The sequence below is a fragment of the Micromonospora sp. WMMD729 genome, from assembly GCF_049315225.1.
In the GTDB taxonomy this organism is placed as follows: domain Bacteria; phylum Actinomycetota; class Actinomycetes; order Mycobacteriales; family Micromonosporaceae; genus Micromonospora.
Genome location: NZ_CP186059.1, coordinates 4,939,282 through 4,962,090, shown reverse-complemented (window position 1 = coordinate 4,962,090; position 22,809 = coordinate 4,939,282). Strand labels below are relative to the sequence as shown.

Here is a 22,809-nt window from a genome sequence, read left to right as displayed (position 1 = left end):
GTGCGCTTCCGGATCCTCGGACCTCTCGAGATCTCCGGCGCCGGGCGCACTCTGACGGTCACCGCGGCACGCCAGCGGGTGGTGCTCGGCACCCTGCTGCTCGACGCGAACTGCGTGGTCTCCACGGCGCAGCTCGCCGACGCGCTGTGGGACGACGCCCCGCCGACCACCGCCCGTGGTCAGGTGCAGATCTGCGTGTCGGCGCTGCGCAAGACGCTCACCGGCCTCGGCCTGCCGGACCGGATCGTCACCCGCCCGCCCGGTTACCTGATCGAGGTGGCCGACGGCGACCTGGACCTGCACTACTTCGACCGGCTGGTGCTGGCCGGGCAGCAGGCGCTGGCCGAGTCGCGGCTCGACGACGCGGCGGAAGCGCTCAGCGCGGCTCTCGCGCTGTGGCGGGGGTCGGCCCTGGCCGGGGTGGAGAGCCCGGCGGTGCGGGCCGCCGCAGCCCGGCTCGACGAGCGGCGGCTCGCCGTCACCGAGGACTGGCTCGACGTCGAACTTCACCGTGGACGGCACCAGCACGTGGTGGGTGAGCTGCGGGAACTTCTCGCCGCCCACCCACTGCGGGAGCGGCTGCACGCACAGCACATGCGGGCGCTCTCCGGCGCCGGCCGGCCGGCCGAGGCGCTGGCCGCGTACCGGGCGGCCCGACGGACGTTCCTCGACGAGCTGGGGTTGGAGCCCGGCGGTGAGCTGCGCCGCCTGGAGCGGGCCATCCTCACCGACGGCCGGGCCGACGAGCCGGCCGACGACGTGCCGGTACCGCCGGCGGTGCCCCGGCTGCTGCCCGCCGACCCGGCCGAACTCACCGGGCGGGACGAGCCCCTGCGGATGGTCCGGACCGCGCTGGGCGACGGCGGTACGACGTCGGTGCCGGTGGTGGCGATCTCCGGCCCGGTGGGCGTCGGCAAGTCGACCCTCGCGGTCCGCGCCGCGCACGCGCTCGCGCCGGAGTACCCGGACGGGCAGCTCTACCTGCGGTTGCTCGACGCCGACGGTCGGCCGGTGCCCCCGGAGGCCGCCCTGGAGCGGTTCCTGCGCGCGCTCGGCCTGTCCGGCGACGCCCTTCCGGACGGCCTGGACGAGCGCGCCGAGCGGTACCGGGACCGGATCGCCGGTCGACGCGTACTCGTCGTGCTCGACGACGTGACCCACGAGCGGCAGGTGCTGCCGTTGCTGCCGGGCGCCACCGGCGCGGGCGTGCTCATCACCAGCCGGCGGCGGCTCACCGGCCTGACCGGGGCCCGCCTGATCCACCTCGACCCGCTCGGCGTCGACGACTCGGTACGGCTGCTCGCCACCGCGCTGGGCCGGCCCCGACTGGCCTCCGATCCGGCCGGCGCGGCGGCGCTGGCCGGGCTCTGCGACGGGCTCCCGCTGGCGCTGCGGATCGTGGCCGCCCGGCTCGCCGCCCGGCCGCACTGGACGGTCGCCCAGCTCGCCGGGCGGCTGCGGGACGAGGCTCGCCGCCTCGACGAGCTGACCTTCGGCGGGCTCGACGTGCGGGCCCGGCTCGCCACCAGCTACGCGACGCTCTCCCCGGCGGCCCGGCTGCTGTTCCGGTCGCTGGGCGCCCTACCGGACGCGGACCTGCCGGTCGCGCTCACCGGCCGACTGCCGGGCTGCGCGGGGCACTCCGTCGAGGACGCCCTGGAGGAACTGGTCGACGCCCAACTCGTCGAGGTCGGAGTCGACCCGACCCGGTACCGGCTGTCCGGCCTGATCCGGCTCTATGCGGCGGAGCGGCTGGCGAGCGACGAGCCGACCGGACTCGCCCCCGCCGAATCCGCCTGAGACCCGTTCCGTGGGTGGGGGTTGGGTGGCTGTCGCACATCCTTTGCTCTGCTTACACCGGCGCAACACTGACAGGCCATTTCCGTAGCGTCCGTTGAAGCAGAGCAAAGGACGGAAGCGGAGCAGAGGACGGAAGCGGAGCAAAGGACGGGGGCAGGGCAGAGGACGGGGGCAGGGCAGAGGACGGGGGCAGGGCAGAGGACGGGGGCAGGGCAGAGGACGGGGGCAGAGCAGAGGACGGAAGCGGAGCAGAGGACGGAAGCAGAGCAGAGGACGGGAGCCGCCTCCGTCCCGATCTGTCAGACAGTCTGACGCCGGGCGGGTAGCGGGTGGCGGGCCAGCACCGCGTCCGCCAGCACCTCGGTCACGTCGACCAGCGGCAGCGGCCCGAAGCCGGCGCGCGGAGCGATCACGGGCAGCTCGGTGCAGGCCAGCACCACGCAGTCGGCCCCGACCGGCCACGGCCCGGCCGCGATCAGCGCGGCCAGGCCGGCGCGCAGCGCCTCGACCGGCTCACCCCGCTTCACCCCGTCGATCAGCGCGTCCACCCGGCGCTGCGCCGCCGCGCCCGGGTAGAGCGGCCAAGTCCCAGCAGTCAGGTGCGGCTCGTACAGCCGCAGCCGCGCGGTCGGTGCGGTGGCCAGGAACACCGGGCGGCGGAACCCCCGCCCGGCCAGCGCCGCGCCCACCTCGGCCAGCAGATCCAGCACGGGTACGGTCACCGCGCGCACGATGTCGTCGCGGAAGGCGTGGGTGGTCGCCGACGGGATGACCATCGCGTCCACCCCGGCGGCCTCCAGGTGCTTGGCCGCCCGCAGGAGCGCCGGCACCGGGCTGGGCCCGACACCCCGCAGGAACGCGATACGGCTGGGCACCCGCTCGGCGACGAGCACCACCTCCAGGTGCTCGTCGTCCTCCATGGCCGGAGTGAGCTGGATGAGGCGTTGGTAGAAGTGGGCGACGGCCAGCGGCCCCACCCCACCCACCACGCCTAGTCGGCGGATGTCCAACCCCGCTCCCGCAACGCGTCGGAGATCCGGGCCGCCAGCACGGTCGCGTGTGGCGCGTACACCAGGTCGTGGTGGTTGCCCGGCACCGGCACCACGTAGACCGGGCCTCGGGTGCGGGCCCGCCAGCTGGCCGGGTTCACCTCCGGGTTGGTCAGCGTGGGATGCCGGTCGGTGGCCGTGAACAGGTGGATCGGGGCGCGGATCGGGGCGCGCGGCGCGTACCGGTCGGCGGCCCGGCCGTTCGCGGTGAACACCGCGACCATCCGGCGCAGCGTGGCCGTGTCCGCGCCCCGGGGCACCCGGCCCCGCCGCTGCGCGTCGCGCAACAGGATGGCCAGCGCCTCCTGCTCCTCGGCGGCGGCCAGCTCCGCGACCTGCTCCGGGGCCAGCTCGGCGATCAGCCCGTACCGTTCCAGCTCGCTGCGCCCGGTGAACCAGGACTCCAACTCCTCCCGGCCGAACGCCCGCGCGTCCAGGACGCCGAGGAAGTCGACCCGCTCACCGGCCGCCTCCAGCAGGTACGCCATCTCGAAGGCCACATTGCCGCCGAAGGACCAGCCGGCCAGCCGGTACGGCCCGTCCGGCGCCACCGCCCGGATCTCGTCGACGTACCGCTGGGCCATCTCCTCGATGGTGGCCAACGGCGGGTCGTCGGTGTTGTAACCGACCGCCTCGATGCCCTGCACCGGACAGACGACGGCCAGCTCTCGGGCGAGCTGCGCGTAACAGGCCACGTCGCCGCCCTGCGGGTGGACCAGGAACAGCGGCGGCTGCGGGGCCGGCCCGTCGGCCAACGGGACGAGCAGGCGGTCCGCGGCGGTCGACGCGCTGCCGAGCACCGCGGCGAGGCGTTCCACGGTGGGGTGGGTGAAGACCACGCTGAGCGGCACGGCGACGTCCAGCTCGACCCGGATCGCCTCGACGAGGTCGACCGCCCGCAGCGAGTGGCCGCCGAGGGCGAAGAAGTCGTCGCGTACGCCGACCGGGCCGTGCCCGAGGACCCGTTCCCAGATCCGTACCAGGGCCAGCTCCAGGATGTCGCGCGGCGGCAGCGCGTCGGCGCCGGCCACCGGGGCCGGTGCGGGCAGCCGGGCGCGGTCCAGCTTGCCGTGCGGGGTCAGCGGCAGCGCGTCCAGCGTCTGGAGCCGGGCCGGCACCGACTGTTCGGGGAGCAGGTCGGCGAGCCGGTCACGCAGCTCGCCCAGGTCGACGTCGGGGTCGGCCACGACGTACCCGACGAGGTCACCGTCGTGCACGGCCGCGGCGGCGGCGTGGACACCCGGGCCGGCGGCCAGCGCGGCCTCGACCTCGCCCAACTCCACCCGCACGCCGCGGATCTTCACCTGCTGGTCCCGGCGACCGTGGAAGACCAGCCGACCGTCGGCACGCCAGCGGACCAGGTCGCCGGTGCGGAACAACCGGCCGCCGGGCGGTCCGAACGGGTCCGGGACGAACCGCTGCGCGGTCAGGCCCGGCGTCCGCTGGTAGCCCCGGGCCAGCCCGGGCGAGCCCAGGTACAGCTCGCCCAGCGCGCCCGGGGGCAGCAGCTCGCCGCGCGGACCGAGGACGTGACAGCGCACGTACGGGATGGGCCGTCCGATCGGCACCGCGCCGACCTCGTCACCCACCTCGTGGTACGTCGAGGTCATCGTGGCCTCGGTCGGGCCGTACTGGTTGACCAGCGCGATGGTCGGCGAGAGTTGGCGGGCGGCGCGGACGTGCTGCCCGCCCAGCGCCTCGCCGCTGACCAGGCCGAGCCGTACCGACCCGGCCGCGCCCGGCCGGCTGCCGGCGGCGGTGGCCAGCGCGGTGAGCATCGGCGGCACCAGCGTCAACAGCGCCGTCACCCGGTGCCGCTCGATGGCTGCCAGCAGGGCGTACGGGTCGCGCGTCGCGCCGTCCGGAGGCAGCACCACCCGCCCACCGACCACCAGCGGGCCGAAGATGTCCCGGATGGACGCGTCGAAGGAGATCGCCGCGAGTTGGAGAACCACGTCCCGGTCGGTCAACCCGATCGGCCCGCTCAGGTACGCCAGGAAGTTGGTGATGCCCCGGTGCGGCGTCGGTACGCCCTTCGGCGCGCCGGTCGACCCGGAGGTGTAGTAGATCGCCGCCCGGTCGTCGGGGTGCGGCAGATGCCCGGGATCGGTGGCCGGCTCGGCGAGCACCGACGGCCACTCCTCTTCCAGGCGGTACGTCGGGACACCCTCGGCGGCGGCGGCCGGCCCGCGCCGGGCCAGCGCGTCGCGGCAGGTCAGGATCAGCCGGGGCGCGCTGTCCGCGACCAGGTGGGTGAGCCGCCCGGGGGGCGCGGCCGGGTCCAGCGCGACGTACGCGCCACCCGAACGCAGCACCGCGAGCAGCGCCACCACGAGGTCGATCGAGCGGGGAAGCGCCACGCCGACCACGACGTCCCGGCCGACGCCGTGTCGCCGCAGCCAGCGGGCGAGCCGGTTGGCCCGCCCGTCCAACTCGGCGTAGGTCAGCTCGTGCGGACCGTCGTCGGGCGCGGCCAGGCAGACCGCGACGGCGTCCGGAGCGCGCTGCGCCTGCTCGGCCACCAGTTCCGGCAGCGACGGCCGATCCGGCGCCGGCTCGGCGGTCCCGCCCCACCGGGCCAGCAGTCGCCGCTCGTCGACCGTGGGGCCCAGCTCGGACAGCCGCCGATCCGGCTCGGCCACCACCGCCCGCACCGTCCGGGCGTACGCGGCGGCGAACGCCTCGACGGTCGACGCGTCGTACAGGTCGGTCGCGTACTCCACGGTGCCGCGCAGGCCGTGCGGACCGTCGATGACCGACACGTTCAGGTCGTACTTCGCGCCGCCCGGTCCGAGGTCCAGCGTCGCCACGGCCACCCCCGGCAGCCGCAACGCCGCGCCGTCGCGCTCCTCGGGCCGGAAACCCACCTGGAACAGCGGGTTGCGCGACGGGTCCCGGGCGACCCGAAGCTCCTCCACCAGGCGTTCGAAGGGCACGTCGCGGTGCGAGAAGTCGGTGGCGGCGGCGCGGCGTACCCGATCCAGCAGCCCGGCGAAGGTCGGGTCGCCACCGACGTCGCCGCGCAGGACCAGCGTGTTCACGAAGCAGCCGACCACCGGCTCCAGGTCGGCGTCGTCCCGGCCGGCCACCGGGGTGCCGACCACCACGTCGTCCTGACCGGTGAACCGGGCGAGCACCACCTGGAAGGCGGCGAGCAGGGTCATGAAGGTCGTCGCGCCGCGCCGGCGGGCCAGCTCCCGCACCGCCCGCGCGATGTCGGCGGGCAGCGCGAAGTCCACCCGGTCGCCCCGCCCCGACCAGGTGGCCGGCCGGGGCCGGTCGGTGGGCAGCGAGCAGTGCGGCAGGTCGGCGAGCCGTTCCCGCCAGTGGTCGAGCTGGTCGGCGAACGCCGCCGGGCCGCGCCGCTGCTGCCAGTAGGCGTGGTCGGCGTACGTCAACGGCAGGTCCGGCAGCTCCGGCGTCCGGCCGGCGGAGAGGGCCGCGTACGCCGTGCCGACCTCCCGCCACAGCACGTCCAATGACCAGCCGTCCACCGCCGCGTGGTGCAGCACCAGCACCACCGTGTGGTCGTCGTCGGCGACCCGGATCACCCGGGCCCGAGCCTGCGGGCCGCTGGCCAGGTCGAACGGTCGGGTGGCGTCCGCACCGGCGAGCCGGAGCACCGTGGCGTCCCCGGCGTCCGGCAGGTCGGTGCATACGACCTCGACCGGCGGGCCGGGGATCTGCCGGTCACCGGTCCCGTCGGCGACGAACCGGGCGTTCAGCGCGTCGTGCCGCGCCAGCACCGTGCGGAGCGCCTCGGTCAACGCCCGCGTCGACAGTGCCCCGCGCAGGCGCAGCACGCTGGGCACCAGGTAACTGGCGTCGCCGGGATTGAGGCGGTCGAGGAACCACAGCCGACGCTGCGCGTACGACAGCGGGGCGGCGGCCCCGGCCGGCCGGGCGGTCAGCGGTGGACGTGCCGCGTCGGCGGTGACCTCGGCCGGGCCGGCGCCGCTGACGACCCCGGCGCCACCGCTGCCCTCGGCGCTGAGTGCGGCGGCCAGGGCGGCCGCCGTCGGATGGGCGAACAGGGTCCGCAGGGACACGTCCACCCCGGTCGCCGCGCGCAGCCGGGCCGCCACCTGCAACGCGCGCAGCGAGTGCCCACCCAACTGGAAGAAGTCGTCCCGCACGCCGATCCCGTCCCGGCCGAGCACCGCCGTCCAGGTCTGCACCACCAGGCGCTCCAGGTCGGTCCGGGGCGCGACGTGCGCGGCACGGGTCGGGCGTACGTCCGGTGGGGGCAGCGCGGCCCGGTCCACCTTGCGGTTGGGGCTGAGCGGCAGCTCCGGCAGCTCCACCACCAGGCTGGGCACGAACGCGTCGGGCAGGACGTCGCGCAGGTACGCCCGCAGCGTCGCCACCGCCAGCGGCGCGTCGCGCCACACCACGTACCCGACGAGCTGCCGGTCGGCGTCCTCGCCCCAGGTGGTCACCGCCGCCGCGGCCACCGCCGGGTGGGCGGCCAGGGCGGCCTCCACCTCGCCCAGCTCGATCCGGTTGCCGCGCACCTTCACCTGGGTGTCCGCCCGGCCGACGAACTCGATCGTCCCGTCCGGGAGCAGCCGGGCCAGGTCGCCGCTGCGGTAGAGCCGGCCACCGGAGCCGAACGGATCGGGCAGGTAGCGTTCGGCGGTCAGCCGAGGCTGCCCGGCGTACCCGCGGCTGACCCCCACCCCGCCGACGTACACCTCGCCGACGACCCCGACCGGAACCGGTCGCAGTGCCGGGTCCAGCACGTACACCGTGTTGTTGGGCAACGGCCGGCCGATCGGCATCGGTCGGTCCGGTCGGACGGCGTGCACCTCGTACGCCGTGCACCACACCGTCGTCTCGGTCGGCCCGTACAGGCACCAGAACCGGGACACGCGCCCGAGCAGCGCGGCGGCCAGCGTGCTCGGCACCGTCTCGCCGGACGCGCCGGCGCGGAGCGGCCCACCGGTCCAGCCGGCGTCGACGAGCATCCGCCACATCGTCGGCGTGGTCTGCATGACGGTGGCCCCGCCGTCGGTCAGCAGCTGCCCGAGCGCCCCGCCGTCGGTGGCCGTACGGCGCGACGCCAGCAGCACGGTCGCGCCGACGGTGAGCGGACTGAGCAGTTCCGGCAGCGACAGGTCGAAGGCGTGCGAGGCGACGGCGGCCACCACGTCGGTGTCGGTCACCTCGAAGAGTCGCCCGAACGCCACCGTGAGGTTGACGATCGCCCGGTGCGGCACCATCACGCCCTTGGGGCGCCCGGTGGAGCCCGACGTGTAGATCAGGTAGGCCAGGTCGTCGGCGGTCGTGGTGGTGACCGGCGGTGTGTCCGGCAGTTCGGCGAGCCGGTCACCCGCGCGGTCGAGGCGCAGCAGCCGTGGACCGGGCGGCGCGCCGAGCCGGTCCCACACGTCGCCGGTGGTCAGCAGCAGCCGGGCCGCGCTGTCGGCGAGCACGTGCCGCACCCGCTCGGCCGGGTGGTCCGGGTCGACCGGCACGTACGCGCCGCCGGCCTTGAGGACCGCGACCAGCGCGATCACCAGGTCCGGTGTGCGGTCCAGGCAGACGCCCACTGTGACGTCGGGGCCGATGCCGTGGTCGACGAGCAGGTGGGCGAGGCGGTTGGCGCGGCGCTCCAGCTCGCCGTAGGTCAGCTCGGCGTCGTCGCACCGGACGGCGACCGCGTCGGGGGATCGTCCGGCCTGCGCGCCGATCAGGTCCGAGAGCAGCTCGTCGTGCGGGTACGCGGCGGCGGTGTCGTTCCATCGGCCGACGATCCGGGCGTGCTCGTCGGGCGGCAGCACCGCCAGCGCGCCGACCGGACTGCCCGGACGGGCCACCGCGTCGGCCAGCAGGGACAGGTAGCTGTCGACCAGGCGCGCCACCGTGGCCGGCTCGAACACGTCGGTGGCGTACTCGACGAAGCCGCGCAACCGGCCGTCCCGGCGGGTCAGCACCAGCTCGACGTCGAACTTGACCGTGCCGGTGTCGACCGGCACCGGCTCGACCACGCAGCCGGGCAGCTCGAACGGCGCGGTCTCCTCGTCCTGCACGGTGAACATGGCCTGGAACAGCGGATTGCGGGACAGGTCCCGGGTCGGACTCAGCTCCTCGACCAGCCGTTCGAAGGGCACGTCGCGGTGCTCGTGGGCGTCCACGACGGCGTCGCGGACGTCGTGCAGCAGCGACGCGAACGGTCGGCCCGGGAGCACCTGGTTACGGATCACCACGGTGGTGCCGAAGAAGCCGACGACCGACTCCAGCTCGGGGTGCTCCCGGTCGGCGAAGAGGGTGCCGACCGCGACGTCGGTACCGCCGCTCCAGCGGTGCAGCACGGCGGTGAAGCCGGCCAGCAGCGCGTGGAACAGGGTTACGCCGTGCCGGGTGGCCAGCTCCCGTACGCCGTCGGCGAGCGCGTCGGGCACCGCGAAGTCGTACCGGTCGCCCCGGCCGGTGAACACCGGCGGTCGGGGATGATCGGCCGGCAGGTCCAGCGGTGCCAGTCCGGACAGCCGTGTACGCCAGTAGTCGAGCTGCCGGGCCAGCCGGTCGCCACGAAGCTGTTCCCGCTGGTGGTACGCGTGGTCCACGTACCGGACGGGCAGTTCCGGCAGGGCCGGCACGGTACCCGCCAGCAGCGCCCGGTACGCCGCCGCCAGCTCCGCCCAGAGCAGCGCCATCGACCAGCCGTCGACCGCGATGTGGTGGACGACCAGCACGACGTACCACTCGGCGTCGCCCGCGGTCAGCACCTCGGCCCGCAGCGGCAGCCCGGTCGCGATGTCGAAGGGCTGCCGGACCAGTTCGCGGGCCCGCGAAAGCGGGTCCTCGACGGTGCGCACGGCGACCGGGATCTCGCCCAGCTCGTGCGGCACCGGCTTGGGTCGGCCGGCCACCTCCGGGTAGCTGGTGCGGAGCACCTCGTGGCGCTCGATCACGATGCCGAACGCGAGCCGCAGCGCGGCGGCGTCGAGCGGGCCGTGCACCCGCAGCACCTCGGCCACGTTGTAGTCCGGTGCGCCGTCGAGGAACCGGTCGGCCAGCCACACCGACTCCTGGCCCGGCGAGGCGACGAACTGGTCGTCGGGGCAGCGGGGTCGGGTCGGCGAGGACGCCGCCCGGCTCGCCTCGCGCGCCGCGCGCAGTCGTTGGGCCAGCAGCTCCGCCGTGCTCGACACGTCAGGCCACGTCGTCCGGCTCGCCGTCCATGTGCCGGCGCAGGCTGGCCGGGCGCATGTCCACCCAGACCCGCTCGACGTGGGCGAGGCACTCCTCCCGGTTGCCGGTGGTGCCCTCGGCCCGCCAACCCGCCGGCACCGGTCGGTCGGCCGGCCAGATCGAGTACTGCTCCTCGTGGTTGACCACGACGCTGTACGACAGCTCGTCGGTTTCGCTCGTCACCGCGCTGCTCCCTCCAGGTCCGCCAGCACGAGCCGTTCCAGCTCGGCCGCGGACGCCGCGATCGTCGGGTGGTCGAAGATCAGCCGCAGCGGGATGTCCAGGCCGAACGCCTGCCGCAACCGGCTGAGCACGCGTACGGCGAGCAGCGAGTGCCCACCGGCGGCGAAGAAGTCCGTATCGACGCCGATCCGGTCGACGCCGAGCACCGCGCACCAGATCTCCGCGACGGTCTCCTCGGTGACCGTCCGGGGTGCCACCAGGGCGCCCTCGTCAGCGCCGGGTGCCGGCAGCGCCGCCAGCGCCGCCCGGTCCACCTTGCCGTTGGGGTGCAGCGGCAGCCGATCGAGGACGGTCAGGTGGGTGGGCACGGCGTAGCTGGTCAGCACCGTACGCAGGTGGGCGCGTACGTCGTCCACCGAGATGCCGTCGACCCGTCGGGGCACCAGGTAGGCGGCGAGGTGTCTGGTGGCGGTGCCGAGCGCGAGCACCACCGCGTCGGCGACCTCCGGGTGGCCGCGCAGCGCCGTCTCCACCTCGCCGAGCTCGATCCGTACTCCCCGGATCTTGACCTGGTGGTCGACCCGGTCGACGAAGGTCAGCGTGCCGTCCGGGCGCTGCGCGCCGCGGTCGCCGGTGCGGTACATCCGGGCGCCGAAGCCGTCCGGGTCCGGCACGAACGCCGCCGCGGTGCGCTGCGGGTCACCCTGGTAGCCCCGGGCCAGGCCGACCCCGCCGATGCACAGCTCGCCCACGTCGCCGGCGCGGACCGGCTGGTGGCGGGCGTCCCGCACGGTCACCCGGTTACCGGTCATCGGCTGGCCGATGGGCACGCTCGCACCGTCGGCGCGGCCGTCGGCGGGTCGACAGATGTGGTACGTCGAGTCGATCGACACCTCGGTGGCGCCCCAGGTGTTGTCGAGCGAGACCCCGTCCGGGAACCGGGCGAAGAACCGCCGCACCAGCTCCGGACGCAGCGCCTCGCCGCTGCACAGCACACTGCGCAGGCGGGTCAGCCCGGCCACGTCGGCGTCGGTGAGCGTCTCCAGGAAGAGGTCGAACACGCTCGGGACGAACTGGAGGTGCACGGCCCGGTGCCGGATCGCCGCGTCGATGATGGCGCGCGGGTCGCGGTGCGCGCCCGGGGCGAGCATGGCGACCCGACCGCCGTGCAGGAGCGGCCACAGCAGTTCGACCGCCGCGTCGTCGAAGGTCAGCGTCGTCTTCTGCAACACGGTCTCGCCGGGCTGGAGGTGATGCCGCTCCTGCATCCAGCGCATCCGGTTGGCCCAGCCGCCGTGGGTGCAGGCGACGCCCTTGGGCCGGCCGGTGGAGCCGGAGGTGTAGTAGATGGCGCAGAGTTGGTCCGGGTGCGGTGACGTCGGTGCCAGCGGCGCGCGGCCGGTGACGGTGGCGTCGGGGACCACGGCGGTCCGGCCGGTGGCGCGCACCTCGTCGACCAGGGCCGGGCCCACCACGCAGACGGTGGCGGCGGCGTCGGTCAGGATCGCCTCCCGGCGGGCGGCGGGCGTCTCCGGCTCGATCGGCACGTACGCGCCGCCGGCACGCAGCACGGCCAGCACACCGGCCACCATGTGCGCCGACCGGTCCAGGATGAGCCCGACGGGTTGGTCGGCGCGTACCCCCGCGTCGCGGAGGGCGGCCGCCAGCTCGCCCACCCGCCGGTCCAGGGTCGCGTAGTCAAGCGTGCCGTCGTCGTCCACCACGGCCGTCGCGGACGGTGTCCGGTGGGCCTGTCGCGCGAACATCTCGTCAAGTGATGTCACGGCACCTCCTCGCCGTCAGCCACCGTGCCAGAGGCCGCTATCGATGCGCTTTCGCCGCGGTATGTCGCGGACCGGCAGATATCGACGGGGGTTGTCACGTCGCTGCGGGGCTGGGTATGTTTCTGCGGCCGGCGTGACGGGGAGGCCGAACGTGAATATCAGCGCGCCGTCCGGCCTGACCGGACGGATCGACGAGCCACCCGGCCGGCTGCTCCACGACGAGGTGCTGGCGCCGCAGTTCCGTTTCGAGGTCGAGCATCTGCTCGGGTCGTACGTGGCGGTCGAGAAGGTGCTGGCCCTGGAGTACCAGCGGATGGGGCTGCTCACCGCCGACCAGGCGGCAGCCGTGGCAGCCGGGCTGGACAGCGCCGGCCCGACCGCGCTCAGCGCGGACCCGGTCGCCAATCTGTCGGATCTCGCGTTCGCCCTGGAACGGCACGTCGAGGCCACGCTCAGCGAACCGTTGCCGCTGTGGCACGTCGACCGCAGCCGCAACGACCTCCAGGCCACCGCGCAGTTGCTGTTCGGCCGGCAGCAGGTCGTGGGTGTGGCGCAGGCGCTGCTCGGGTTGGGGGCGGCCCTGCACCGCCGGGCCGGCGCGTACACCACGACGCCGATGCCCGGCTACACCCACTTCCAGGCCGCGCAGGTCATCACGCCGGGCTTCCACCTGGCCGCGTTCTCCGGGCACGTGCTGCACACGCTGCGCCGGCTGCTGAGCACGTACGACGCGATCGACGCCTGCCCGCTCGGCGCGGGCGCGATGGCTGGTCAGGACCTGCCGTGGGACCGGGACCGGATGGCCCGGCTGCTCGGCTTCCGGGCGGCCCAGCCGCACGCGCTGACCGCCGTGGCGTCCCGGCGGTGGGTGTTGGAGGTCACCGCCGAGCTGTCCCTGTTCGGCGCGGAGACCAGCCGGTTCGTCACCGACCTGATCACCTGGGGCGGCAGCGACCTGGGTTTCCTCGACCTGCCCGACGAGCTGAGCGGCATCTCCTCGGCGATGCCGCAGAAGAAGAACTTCCCGATCCTGGAACGGATCCGGGGCCGTTCGGCGCACCTCGGCGCGTTCCACACCGACGCGCTGCTCGGCCAGCGCAACACCCCGTACGCGAACCTGGTCGAGGTGTCCAAGGAGGCCGGCGCCCACCTGCACGCCGCGATCGGTGCCACCCGGTCGCTGCTGCGGCTGCTGACCGCCGTGGTGGACGGCCTGCGACTGCGTCCCGAGCGGATGCTGGCCGCCTGCGAGCGCGAGTTCCTGGGCGGGTTCGCGCTGGCCAACCTGCTGACCCTGCGCGAGGGCGTGCCGTGGCGGCGGGCCCAGGTGCTCGCCGGCCGGTACGTGGTGGCCGCGGCGGCTGCCGGTCGGGCGCCCCGCGACACCGATCCGGAGCTGCTGGCCGCGACCACCGCCGCCGAGGGGTACCGGCTGGTCGATCCGGCGACGCTGCTGCGCGAGGCGTTCGACGTGCACGCGGGGCTGGCCGCCCGGCGCACCACCGGTTCGACCCAACCGTCCGCGGTGGTCGACCTGCTGTCGACGCAGGCGCACGACTACGACGAGCTGCGCGCGCAGTGGGAGCGGCGGGCCGCGGTCGACCGGGCCGCGGTCGAGGAGACCGATCGGCTGCTCGGGCTGGTCCCGGCGGTCGCCGCCCACGGGATCGGCTGACGGCATGGGCGAGGGGGCGTGCACCGCCGACCCGGACGCGCTGCTGGCGGCCACCGGCCGGCTCGGCGTCGGCACGGCGTTCGGCACCTTCGGCGAGCTGTTGCAGGGCGTCCTGCCCGAGGCGGACCGGGATTTCCTGGTGACGTTCCCGATGGCCCAGTGGGCCACCGCCACCTTCTGGCCGACCAACGACCTGGACCACATCCGGGTCTTCCCGGGGCACAAGCGCAAGTCGGCCCGGCTGGCCGCCACCATCATGGAGCTGTTCGGCCTGTCCGGCGGGGGCGTGCTGGAGCTGGGCGGGGAGCTGGCCGAGGGCAAGGGTTTCGCCAGCTCGTCGGCGGACCTGGTGGCCACCGCGCGGGCGGTCGGCGACGCGTTCGGCATGCCGCTGAGCGAGCGCACCATCGAGTCGCTGCTGCGTCAGATCGAGCCCTCCGACGGCGTCATGTACGACGGGATCGTCGCCTTCTACCACCGGGAGGTCCGGCTGCGGGAACGGATCGGCGTTCTGCCCCCGCTCACCGTGGTGGCGCACGACGAGGGCGGCGCGGTCGACACGATCCGCTTCAACCGAATTCCGAAGCCGTTCGACGACGCCGACAAGCAGGAGTACGCCCGGCTGCTCGCCGCGCTCACCGCGGCGGTACGCGCCGGCGACCTGCCCGCCGTGGGTCGGGTCACCACCCGCAGCGCCGAGCTGAACGGCAAGCTGCGTCCGCGCCGGTACTTCGACGTGGTGCACCGGCTCTGCCGTGAGGTGGAGGGTTACGGCCTGGTCATCGCGCACAGCGGCACCGCCCTCGGTGTCCTGCTCGCCGAGGACGACCCGGAGCGTGCCGCGAAGATCGACCACGTGCGCCGGGCCTGTGCCGGGCTGCCCGGCCAGGTGACCGTGCACCGGTCGCTCGGCGCCGATGAACTCTCCGGGGGCGGCTGATGCGCTTCGACACGATCCGCGACGCCATCGGCCACACCCCGCTGGTCCGACTGCGGATGCCCGACTCGCCGGCCGTCGAGGTGTACGCGAAGCTGGAGTCGCAGAACCTGTACGGGATGAAGGACCGGGTCGCCCGCGCCATGATCCTCGAAGCCCGCCGGCTCGGTGTGCTCGCCGACGGCGACCCGGTGGTGGAGAGTTCGTCGGGCACGATGGCCCTCGGGGTGGCCCTGGTCGGCCGCTCGCTCGGGCATCCGGTGCACATCGTCACCGACCCGCGCGTCGACCGGGTGACGCTGGCGAAGCTGCGCGCGCTGGGCTGCGAGGTGCACGTGGTGTCGGCGATGACCTCGCACGGCTGGCAGAGCGCCCGGATCGAGCGGCTCCAGGAGCTGCTGGCCGGGCTGCCCGGGGCGTTCTGGCCGCAGCAGTACAGCAACCCGGACAACCCCGGCGCGTACCGCTGGCTGGCCGACGAACTGCTCGCCGACCTCGGCCCGTTCGACGTGCTGGTCGGCTCGGTGGGCAGTGGCGGGTCGCTCTGCGGCAGCTCCCGGGCGTTGCGCCGCCGCCTGCCCGAGCTGCGGGTCGTCGGGGTGGACTGCGTGGGCAGCATGCTGTTCGGTCAGCCGGACCAGCCCGGTCGGCTCCAGAGCGGCCTGGGCAACAGCCTGCTGCCGGGCAACCTGGACCGTCGGCTGATCGACGAGGTGCACTGGCTCAACGACCACGAGGCGTTCGTGGCCACCCGGGAGCTGGCCCGCGAGCAGCAGATCTTCGCCGGCAACACGTCCGGCTCGGTCTACCGGGTGCTGTGCGACGTGGCCCGCCGTACGCCGCCCGGTGGGCGGGTGGTCGGCATCTTCCCCGACCGTGGCGACCGGTACGCCGACACCGTCTACGACGACGGGTACTGGGCCGCCACCGGCGTCGCCGCGCTCCCGTTGGCCGCCGAGCCGGCCGTGGTCGAGCCGGACACCGTGGTCACCTCGTGGTCGCGGGCGGCCCTCGCCCCGCCGGCCGACCAGCGGCACCTGCTCTTCGTCGAGTCCAACACCACAGGTACCGGGATGCTCGCCCTGCGCCGCACCGCCGACCTGGGCTTTCATCCCGTGCTGCTGACCGCCGACCCGACCCGCTACGCCGGGCTGGCCGAGACGGGCGCCCAGGTCCTGGTCTGCGACACCGCGTCGGTGCCGGCGCTGCGCGCGTTCGTGCAGGCCCGCTACCGGCGGGAGGAGGTGGCCGGGGTGATGAGCACCAGTGACTTCTTCGTCCCGGCGGTGGCCGAGCTGACCGGCTGGCTCGGGCTGCCCGGTAACCCCGTCGACGCGGTGCTGACCTGCCGGGACAAGGGCCGGTTGCGGACCGTGCTGGACGCCGCCGGGGTGCGCCAACCCGGGTACGCCATCGTCGAGGAGAGTCCGGAGGCGACCCTCGCCGATCGGGTCGCGGCGGCGGTCGAGCAGGTGGGCCTGCCGTGCGTGGTGAAGCCGGTCGACGACTCCGGGTCCAACGGCGTCCGGCTCTGTGCCACCGTCGCCGAGGCGCTCGCCCAGGCCGAGCGCGTCCTCGCCGTACGCCACAACGTGCGGGGCCTGCCCACCGCCCGGCGGGTGCTCGTCGAGGCGTACCTGGACGGACCGGAGGTGAGCGTGGAACTGTTCGGCACGGGCGAGACCCAGCACTGCCTGGGCGTCACCGACAAGTGGGTCGATCCGCCGCCGTACTTCGTGGAACGCCAGCACGTGTTCCCGGCGGGACTGCCCGCGGAGGCCGCCGCCGAGGTGGCGGACCTGGTCCGCCGGGCGTTGGGCGCGGTGGGCATGAGCGTCGGGGCGACCCACACCGAGGTACGGCTCACCCCGGCCGGGCCGGCCCTGGTCGAGATCAATCCGCGGCCGGCCGGCGGCATGATTCCCGAGCTGATCCGGGCCGCGACGGGCGTGGAACTGCTCGACGCGCAACTGCGGGCGGCGACCGGCCTGCCGGTGACACTCACCCCGACCAGCAAGGGGTACGCGGGCATCCGCTTCCTGACCGCCGACCGCGCCGGCGTCCTGGCCGGCGTGGACGGGGTGGAGCAGGCCGGCCGCTGTGCGGGGATACGGGCGGTGCGGATCACCGCCGCCCCGGGCACGCGGGTGCGACCACCGGAGAACGCGTACGACCGGGTCGGGCACCTGATCGCCGTCGGGGACGACGCCGCACAGGTGCTCGCCGCCCTCGCCGAGGCCGGTGCCCTGCTCACGGTCCGGCTGGACGTGCCGTGATCGAACTGCGCAGCGACACCTTCACCCTGCCCACGCCGGCGATGCGCGACGCGATGGTCCGGGCCCCGCTCGGGGACGACGTGTACGCCGAGGACCCGACCGTCCGCGAGCTGGAGGAGCTGGCCGCGTCCACGTTGGGCAAGCAGGCGGCGTGCCTGACGCCCAGTGGCACGATGGCCAACCTGGCGACGATCATGGCGCACGCGCCACGCGGCGCGGCGATGCTGGTGGGCACGGAGAGCGACATCTACATCTACGAGGCCGGCGGCGCGTCGGTCTGCGGCGGCGTGACCTACCTGCCGGTGCCGAACCAGCCCGACGGCCGGCTGCTGCTGAGCGACCTGGCCGCCGGTTTCCCCGACGACCCGGACGACCCGCAGTTCGCCGTCCCCGCGTTGATCTGCCTGGAGAACACGCAGAACCGCTGTGGCGGGGCGATCCTGCCGATGGACTACCTGGCCGAGGTCCGCCGGTTCGCCGACGAGCGCGGGGTGCCGGTGCACCTCGACGGCGCCCGGATCTTCAACGCGGCGGTCGGCGCGGGCGTCGACGTCGCGGAGATCGCCCGGCACGCGGACTCGGTGCAGTTCTGCCTCTCCAAGGGGCTCGGCGCGCCGATCGGCTCGATGGTGGTCGGCGACGCCGACCTCGTCGAGCGGGTACGCCGGCTCCGCAAGATGCTCGGCGGCGGGATGCGCCAGGCCGGCGTCATCGCGGCGGCCGGCATCATCGCGATCCGCGAGCACGGCCGGCTCGCCGAGGACCACGCGAACGCCCGCCGGCTCGCCGCCGGGTTGGCCGTCATCGACGGGATCGAGGTCGATCCGGCGTCGGTGCAGACGAACATCGTGATGTTCCGGGTGCCGGAGCACCGGCTGACCCGCACACGGTTCCTCGCCGAGACCCACGCGGCCGGGGTGGCCCTGGCCGAGTTGGGGCACGGTCGGATCCGGGCGGTCACCCACTCGGGGGTGACCAGCGCGGACGTCGACCGTGCGCTCACGGTGATCGACGGGGTGCTCAGCCGGAGCTGAGCACGGCCCGCACCTCGCCCGTCGTCGCGTCCGGGCGGGTCACCACGACGTCGAGGACGCGGTGCAGGTCGGCCAGCAGACGCGCGCCCTCGGCCGGGCTCACCGCGTCGCCCTCGATCAGCAGGCGGAGCACCAGCTCCGGGGTCGGCTCCACCACCAGGGTCAGCGGGTAGCCGGTGCTCTCGACCACGTCCACCGGGGACAGTCCCGCCGGCAGGGGTGGGTGGTTCTGGAAGACCACGATGCTGTGGAACAGCGGTGTGCCCGGTGGCAGTTCGCCGGCCCGGGTGATGTCGGTCAGCGACTGGTGCTCGTACTCCCGGCTGGTGACCTGCTGGTCCTGCACGGCCCGCAACGTCTCGACGAAGGGTGCGGCGGGGTCGAGGCGCACCCGTAGCGGCACCGTGTTGATGAGCAGGCCGACGATCGATTCCGCGCCGGGCAGGTCGTCGGGCCGGCCGGCGACCGTCACCCCGACCACCACATCGTCGCGGTCGGCGTGCCCGGCCAGGACCAGAGCCCACGCGCCCAGCGTCACCGCGTACGGCGTCACGCCGGCGTCGGCGGCGCGGGCGGCCAGCGCGGCCCGCAGCCGGTCGCTGAGCGGCAGCCGGGCCACCCGGGTGCCCGGCAGTCCCACCTGCGCCGCGGCCTCGGCGGGCGGGTCGGCGGCGGCGGGGCTGCCCGGCGCGGGCACCGGCGGGTGCGGCAACGCCGTGGGCTCTCCGAAGCCGGCGAGCAGCCGCTTCCAGTAGTCGGTCGACCGGTTCGCGTCGGCAAGCCAGCGCAGGTGCCGTCGCAGCGGCGCCACCGGCTCGCGCCGGCCGTCCAGCACCTCGGCGAGCAGGACGGCCAGGCTCCAGCCGTCGAGCAGCAGATGATGGAAGGTGAGCACGAGGTCGATCGCGTCCGTCGTCCGTCGGATGAGAGTGAGCCGTACCGGCGGCACGGTGACCAGATCGAGCCCGTCCCGACGCTCGTCGGCCAGGAGCCGTCCCAGGTCGACGGGCCCGTCGAGCACCCGTACGTCGGGTGGGTGCCCCTCGTGGACGAGTTGCACCGGCTCGGCGACGTCGTCCCAGCGGACGGTCGTGCGCAGCGACGGATGCCGGCGAACCGCCTCGCGCCACGCGTCGGCCAGCACGGCCACGTCGACCGGCCGGGTCAGCCGGTAGACGTGCTGCTGGAGATAGTCCGCCTCGCCGGGGGAGAGCAGGGTGTGAAAGAGCATGCCCTCCTGCATGGGTGTCAACGGGTACGCGTCGACCAGCCGCGCGAGGCCGCCCGGCGGGCCGGCCAGCAGGGCCGGGTCGACCGGACACAGCGCGAACGGGGGACCGTCGCGCAGCTCCGGCGGCGGCCCGGTCACCTGGACGTGCGGCGCGAGCGCGGCGATCGTCGGGTACGTGAACAGGTGCCGGGTGGTCAACCGGAGCCCGGACCGACGCGCCGACGCCACCACCCGCATGGCCAGCACCGAGTCACCGCCGAGGGCGAAGAAGTCGTCGTGCGGACCCACCCCGCCCCGCTCCAGCACCTGCGACCAGAGGGCGGCCAGCCGGGCCGGCACCTCGTCGGCCGGCACCTCGTCGGGGCCGGACGCGTCGTCGGGCGGTTCGGGCAGCGCCCGACGGTCGGTCTTGCCGCTCGGCGTGACCGGGAGGTGGTCCAGCCGCACGAACAGCGCGGGCACCATGTAGTCCGGCAACCGACGAGCCAGTCCGGCGCGCAGCTCGTCCACGACCAGGTCCGGTGGTGCCACGTACGCGACGAGCTGCGGATGGCCGGAGGCGAGCTGCCGTACGGTCACCGCCGCCTCGCGGACGCCCTGGTGCGCCAGCAGCGTCTGCTCGATCTCGCCCAGCTCGACGCGGTTGCCGCGGATCTTCACCTGCCCGTCGCGGCGGCCCACGAAGTCGAACTCGCCGTCGGGCAGGCGGCGGGCCAGGTCTCCGGTGCGGTACAGCCGGCCGGAGCCGCCCGGGTCGGGCACGAACATCTCGGCCGTCAGCGCCGGACGGCGGTGGTAGCCGCGGGCCAGGCCGACCCCACCGATGTACAGCTCGCCGACGACGCCGGTGGGCGTCGGGGTCAGGCTGTTGTCCAGCACGTGCAGGCTGACGTTGCTGATCGGGGCGCCGATCGGCACGCTCGCCCCGAGCAGCGGTGCCCGGACCCGGTGGGCGGAGACGTCCACCGACGCCTCGGTGGGGCCGTACAGGTTGTGCAGGTCACCGGGGAGCAGCCGGGTCGCCTCCCGGGCCAGGGCGACCGGCAGGGCCTCACCGCTGCAGATCACCCGGCGTATCGTCGGCATGGGGGGCAGGTCGGGTTCGGCCAGGAACTGCGCCAGCATCGTCGGCACGAAGTGCAGCGTGGTCACGCCCCGCTCGACGACCGTCGCCGCCAGGTAGGCGGGGTCGCGGTGCCCGCCCGGACGTGCCAGCGCCAGCCGGGCACCGGCGGCCAGCGGCCAGAAGAACTCCCACACCGACACGTCGAAGCCGTACGGAGTCTTCTGCAGCACCACGTCGTCGGCGCGCAGGCGGTAGGTGTCCTGCATCCAGCGGATCCGGTTGACGATGCCGCGGTGTGGCACGCACACGCCCTTGGGTCGGCCGGTGGAGCCGGACGTGTAGATGATGTAGGCGAGGCTGTCCGGGGTGGCGCGTTGCTCCGGCGGGGTGTCCGGCTCCCGCTGCGCCGACTCGTCGTCGATGACGCACCACCGCGCCGGATCGACGCCGGGGATCCGGTCGAGCAGGTGGCGTTGTGCCAGCACCACCGGCGGGTCGGCGTCGCCGAACTGGTAGTCCAGCCGATCGGCGGGCAGATCCGGGTCGAGCGGCACGTACGCGCCACCGGCGACCAGGACCCCGAGCAGCGCGACAACCAGGTCGACCCCGCGTTCGGCGACGACTCCGACCGGAGTGTCCACGTCGACCCCGCGCGCCCGCAGCCGATGGGCGAGCCGGTCGGCGCGGGCCACCAGCTCGGCGTAGCGCAACACCCCGTCGTCGGCCAGCACCGCCACCGCGTCGGGCGTCCGGGCGGCCTGCTCGGTCACCAGGTCGTGCAGGCACCTGTCGTCGGCTCGCGGCACGCGGGTAGTCGAGCACAACCCGCTGTCGACAGGCTTTCGATCGGCTATCTCCGGTGCCGACGCATGCCCCGACACCGGGCCTATGTCGCTAACCGGACAAGACGGTAAAGCCCCTGGTAGAGGACGCTTAGGGCAGGCGAGGGGGCGGTGGATGTCGGGCCACATCCCCGCTCGTGCGCCCGGTACGGACAGCACGGTCCGTGCCCGGTGCCGCCCTCGCCGGCCCGGCCCCCGCCGGTACGGGCCCGGCACAGCCGCCGGCCCCGACCAGGCGTACGGCTCGGCCGAACCGCACCGCTGGAGGCGCCCGCAGCGGTGTCACCCGTCCACCGCCGGCGACGTCGCCCACCGGCACGTCGCGTACGTGCCCCGTCGACCACACGCATCGTGGATCCCGCCCGGTCCGGCGTCGCTCACCCGCGCGCCCGGGCCGGGCGACCAAAGCAGAGAGGCCCTGTCATGGCGGCTCCTACCGCGACCGCAGCCCTGAACGCATCCGTCTTCGCGCCGGGTGACCAGATGCTGCTGACCGTCACGTACTCCGACGCCGACACCAAACCGCTGACCGTCACCATCGTGGTCACCGACGCGCAGGGCAACAGCAGCGCGCCGGTCAAGGTCACCGCGGTGATCGACCCGCTCACCGTGACCGTCTCCGACAACTCCGGGCGTACCTGGTCCCGGGTCTCCGACAACGGCTCCGTGGCCGTGTACCGGGCGGTGGCGTGATGCCCCGGGTCACCGTTCAGGTCCGCGACGCCGCCGGCAACACGGCGACGACCGGGGCCGACTACACCCTGCGCCAACCCGTGCTCGGCGGCTACTACCTGTCCGGCGGGGCCGATCCCACCGCCGACATGGCCGGCGGCAACTTCCGCTCGCTGACCCAGTACCGCAGCTTCGCCGACGGCTACATCTTCCCCGGCTACAACCGGCCCTGGCTGGTTGACCTGGGCAAGGCCGGCATGCAGATCAACATGGTCCTGGAGTTGAAGCACTACGGCGCCGGCACCGCCGGGCCGCAGAGCTTCCGGGTGGACGTCACCGACTACACCGTCCCGGCGCCGTCGATGACCATCCAGCAGCGACCCGGGACGACCTGGCCGAAGGCGTACGGGTACGGCCAGGTCCTCAGAGGGCAGTGTGACGGGCTGTTCCACCGCGCGCTGGCGCAGTATCGGCTGCTCGGCTTCGGAGTGAACATCCAGATCGCCTCCGAGTTGGACACCGATCACGAGTTCGGCACCACGGAGGACGGCAAGGCCTACACCTGGGCCGAGTCGGACGCACGGGCGGTGCAGGCGGTGAACTACATCCTCACCTGGTTCAAGGCCCGGACGCTGCCCGCCGGCACCACCTTCTCGGTCGGGCTGGGCGGCTTCGACCGGGCGTGCTACCAGCGCACCCACCCCGAGTCGCTGATGTCCCGACTGGACTACCTCCAGTGGAACGCCTACGCGACCGCCTCCGGCCAGACCGCGCTGGCCCGCTTCCGCAGAACCAAGGACTGGGCGGTGGCGGATCTCGGCCCGGTGGCGCTGTCCCGACCGGTGATCATCGCGGAGTACGGCGTGCGGTCCGCCGAGATCCCCGACCAGGCGGCCTGGATCGCCACCGTTCCGGCGGCGATCGCGCAGCTCAACGCCGAGCGGGGGCCCCTGATCGCACGGACCAACTACTTCAACTCCGGGTGGGGCACCCTGTCGCCGAAGGCGGCCGGGTTGGCCGCGCTGCGGACCGCGTACGCCACCCGGCCGTACGTCTGAGCAGG

Annotated in this window: 12 protein-coding genes; 7 read left to right on the top strand and 5 right to left on the bottom strand. The window is 74.3% G+C overall.

What is annotated here, in order from left to right:
• Positions 1-1,800 carry a BTAD domain-containing putative transcriptional regulator gene (locus tag ACN263_RS22590; RefSeq protein WP_422736346.1) on the top strand — a complete coding sequence of 600 codons (1,800 nt, stop codon included), beginning with the start codon at positions 1-3 and terminating at the stop codon, positions 1,798-1,800.
• A gap of 299 nt (positions 1,801-2,099) precedes the next feature.
• On the opposite strand, the gene ACN263_RS22585 is transcribed toward ACN263_RS22590, so the two are convergent.
• From ACN263_RS22585 to ACN263_RS22570, 4 genes are read right to left on the bottom strand one after another with little or no spacing between them, the layout of a single operon-like run.
• Complete coding sequence (locus ACN263_RS22585; RefSeq protein ID WP_422736345.1) at positions 2,100-2,810, bottom strand: aspartate/glutamate racemase family protein; 711 nt, start codon at positions 2,808-2,810, stop codon at positions 2,100-2,102.
• Positions 2,792-10,006 carry an amino acid adenylation domain-containing protein gene (locus ACN263_RS22580; RefSeq protein ID WP_422736344.1) on the bottom strand — a complete coding sequence of 2,405 codons (7,215 nt, stop codon included), beginning with the start codon at positions 10,004-10,006 and terminating at the stop codon, positions 2,792-2,794. The genes ACN263_RS22585 and ACN263_RS22580 overlap by 19 nt, the downstream gene beginning before the upstream one ends.
• A 1-nt stretch (position 10,007) precedes the next feature.
• A complete protein-coding gene (locus ACN263_RS22575; RefSeq protein ID WP_422736343.1) occupies positions 10,008-10,229 on the bottom strand; it encodes an MbtH family protein in 222 nt (73 codons plus the stop codon).
• Positions 10,226-12,013 (bottom strand): non-ribosomal peptide synthetase, encoded by a 1,788-nt coding sequence (locus ACN263_RS22570; protein WP_422736342.1) that lies wholly within the window; start codon positions 12,011-12,013, stop codon positions 10,226-10,228. The genes ACN263_RS22575 and ACN263_RS22570 overlap by 4 nt, the downstream gene beginning before the upstream one ends.
• A gap of 151 nt (positions 12,014-12,164) precedes the next feature.
• On the opposite strand from ACN263_RS22570, the gene ACN263_RS22565 reads away from it, so the two are divergent.
• From ACN263_RS22565 to ACN263_RS22550, 4 genes are read left to right on the top strand one after another with little or no spacing between them, the layout of a single operon-like run.
• Positions 12,165-13,688, top strand: a complete 1,524-nt coding sequence (locus ACN263_RS22565) for an argininosuccinate lyase (RefSeq protein ID WP_422736341.1) — start codon at positions 12,165-12,167, stop codon at positions 13,686-13,688.
• 4 nt (positions 13,689-13,692) lie between these two features.
• On the top strand, positions 13,693-14,628 hold the full coding sequence (locus ACN263_RS22560) for a kinase (protein WP_422736340.1): 936 nt from the start codon (positions 13,693-13,695) through the stop codon (positions 14,626-14,628).
• Complete coding sequence (locus ACN263_RS22555; RefSeq protein WP_422736339.1) at positions 14,628-16,901, top strand: pyridoxal-phosphate dependent enzyme; 2,274 nt, start codon at positions 14,628-14,630, stop codon at positions 16,899-16,901. Before ACN263_RS22560 ends, ACN263_RS22555 begins: the two co-directional genes overlap by 1 nt.
• Positions 16,898-17,935, top strand: a complete 1,038-nt coding sequence (locus ACN263_RS22550) for a GntG family PLP-dependent aldolase (protein WP_422736338.1) — start codon at positions 16,898-16,900, stop codon at positions 17,933-17,935. Before ACN263_RS22555 ends, ACN263_RS22550 begins: the two co-directional genes overlap by 4 nt.
• Here ACN263_RS22550 and ACN263_RS22545 read toward each other — a convergent pair.
• Positions 17,922-21,038, bottom strand: a complete 3,117-nt coding sequence (locus tag ACN263_RS22545; protein ID WP_422736337.1) for an amino acid adenylation domain-containing protein — start codon at positions 21,036-21,038, stop codon at positions 17,922-17,924. The genes ACN263_RS22550 and ACN263_RS22545 overlap by 14 nt on opposite strands.
• A 459-nt stretch (positions 21,039-21,497) precedes the next feature.
• Here ACN263_RS22545 and ACN263_RS22540 point away from each other — a divergent pair, with 459 nt between their 5' ends.
• Both ACN263_RS22540 and ACN263_RS22535 read left to right on the top strand, forming a co-directional pair.
• Positions 21,498-21,767, top strand: coding sequence for a hypothetical protein (locus ACN263_RS22540; RefSeq protein ID WP_234584413.1), 270 nt, complete (start codon positions 21,498-21,500; stop codon positions 21,765-21,767).
• Entirely contained in the window at positions 21,767-22,804 is a 1,038-nt protein-coding gene (locus ACN263_RS22535; RefSeq protein WP_422736336.1) for a hypothetical protein, read from the top strand. The genes ACN263_RS22540 and ACN263_RS22535 overlap by 1 nt, the downstream gene beginning before the upstream one ends.
• Positions 22,805-22,809 lie beyond the last annotated feature (5 nt).

What these genes read in the sequence shown, in the direction of transcription:
- ACN263_RS22560 (WP_422736340.1), top strand. Translation starts at nt 13,693, where the DNA reads ATGGGCGAGGGGGCGTGCACCGCCGACCCGGACGCGCTGCTGGCGGCC.
- ACN263_RS22555 (WP_422736339.1), top strand. Translation starts at nt 14,628, where the DNA reads ATGCGCTTCGACACGATCCGCGACGCCATCGGCCACACCCCGCTGGTC.
- ACN263_RS22540 (WP_234584413.1), top strand. Translation starts at nt 21,498, where the DNA reads ATGGCGGCTCCTACCGCGACCGCAGCCCTGAACGCATCCGTCTTCGCG.
- ACN263_RS22535 (WP_422736336.1), top strand. Translation starts at nt 21,767, where the DNA reads ATGCCCCGGGTCACCGTTCAGGTCCGCGACGCCGCCGGCAACACGGCG.